2 protein-coding genes are annotated in these 1,347 nt (G+C 66.4%); both read left to right on the forward strand.

Annotation, left to right across the window (positions count from 1 at the left end; genetic code table 11):
- Positions 1-362: IS21 family transposase (locus tag IVW53_16035; GenBank protein ID MBF6607071.1), on the forward strand; the 362-nt coding region annotated here is incomplete at its 5' end.
- Entirely contained in the window at positions 359-1,162 is an 804-nt protein-coding gene (locus tag IVW53_16040; GenBank protein ID MBF6607072.1) for an ATP-binding protein, read from the forward strand. The genes IVW53_16035 and IVW53_16040, both read left to right, overlap by 4 nt.
- Positions 1,163-1,347 lie beyond the last annotated feature (185 nt).

The raw sequence follows: 1,347 nt of genomic DNA on the forward strand, positions 1-1,347 counted from the left end.
TGTGTGCGCCATATCGGGCGCAGACCAAGGGCAAGGTCGAGCGGTTCATCCGTTACCTGCGGCACAGCTTCTATGTGCCGCTTGCCAGCCGCCTCGCCCAGGAAGGGCTGATCGTCGATCGGGAGACCGCAAACCTGGCGGCCAGGCGCTGGCTGCGCGAGGTGGCGAACGCTCGGGTGCACGGCACCACGGGCGACATTCCGGCCGAGCGGCTGGCGATCGAGCAAACGCAGTTGCAGCCGGTGCCGACACCTTACGGCGGCCGCAGCGTGCGCTCGATGCAAAGCCCGAAGCCGGTGCCGATCATCGGCCTGCAGCACCCATTGTCGATTTACGACGCCTTTGCCGGCGGTGGCCGATGAGCGATTTGCAGCATCAGCGGATCGCGGATTTGTGCCAGGAGCTGCGGTTGAGCGCGCTTCCCGATCAGTATTCCGGCATCGCCCAGAGTGCCGCCGCGAAGCAGGCTTCCTTCGCCGACTTTCTGGAGGACACCTTGCGGGCCGAGCGTGACGCACGCCGGGCGCGGGCCCGCGAGATGTTCGCACGTGTTGCCGGCTTCCCGGCAGTCAAGACGCTCGACGGCTTCGACTTTGGCTTCGCGACAGGCGTGCCGCGGCCGCAAATCCACGAGCTCGCCGGCCTGGCCTTTATCGAACGAGCCGAGAATATCGTCTTTCTCGGCCCCAGCGGCGTCGGCAAGACGCATCTGGCGATTGCCCTCGGCTACCTGGCAACCCAGCACGGCCACAAGGTACGCTTCACCTCGGCGGCCGATCTGGTGATGACACTCGAGACGGCGCAGCGCCAGGGCCGCTGGAAAGAGGCGATGCACCGCGCGGTCAGCCTCTACAAGCTCTTGATCATCGACGAGATCGGCTACCTGCCGCTCGGGCGCGAGCAGGCCAACTTGTTCTTCCAGGTCGTCGCCAAGCGCTATGAGAAGGGCGCGATGATCCTGACGTCGAACCTGACCTTCGGGTCGTGGGACCAGGCCTTCGCCGGCGACCCGGTGCTGACCGCGGCGATGCTCGACCGGCTGCTGCACCACTCGACCGTCGTCAGCATCCAGGGCGAGAGCTATCGCCTCAAGGACAAGCGCCGCGCCGGATTGCTGAAAGCGCCGACGCCGGCGCAGCCCGCAGCGGCACCGGCAGAGTGAAAAGCTTGCCCAGGTGGGCCCACAGGGACCTCCCGCGCTGCGCTCCGCCGGACTCGTGGCGGTCGCTGCGCTCCGCGCGGGTCCCTCCTATGGACTACCTGGACAAGCCCCGAAACGACGCGGGTGGGTCAAGATTCAATCGGCGACATCGAGCAAAGTGGGTCAGGTTTCAACCGGCGTTGACA

It is taken from the genome of Chloroflexota bacterium (genome assembly GCA_015478725.1).
Classification (GTDB): domain Bacteria; phylum Chloroflexota; class Limnocylindria; order Limnocylindrales; family CSP1-4; genus C-114.